At 57.5% G+C, this 252-nt stretch carries 1 pseudogene; it reads right to left on the bottom strand.

The annotated features are described in order from the left end of the window. Window positions 1-42: 42 nt before the first annotated feature. Window positions 43-252 (bottom strand): annotated as a pseudogene (locus F6X40_RS43145) (hypothetical protein); the annotation flags it as partial.

Consider the following 252-nt stretch of genomic DNA (forward strand, 5'->3'; position numbering starts at 1 on the left):
GTCAATCAAAACCGCGCGTCAATCAATAAACGCTTGCCAGCGTCAATCAACATCGGCATCATATTTCTGCCGCGACATTCTCAAGCTGATTGTCGCGCGTCTCTCATCCAGATTGTCGCGCCACAGACGTTTGGCGTACACAAACCATTCGCAGGCACGCAGCGGTGCCAGCCACCGGGCAAAGGTGGCGGGATCGGCGAGCGCTGCATAGTCACCGAAGAACTGCAGCTGGCCGTGCCGATGGGCATCGGT

Source organism: Paraburkholderia sp. UCT31 (assembly GCF_014397655.1).
In the GTDB taxonomy this organism is placed as follows: domain Bacteria; phylum Pseudomonadota; class Gammaproteobacteria; order Burkholderiales; family Burkholderiaceae; genus Paraburkholderia; species Paraburkholderia tuberum.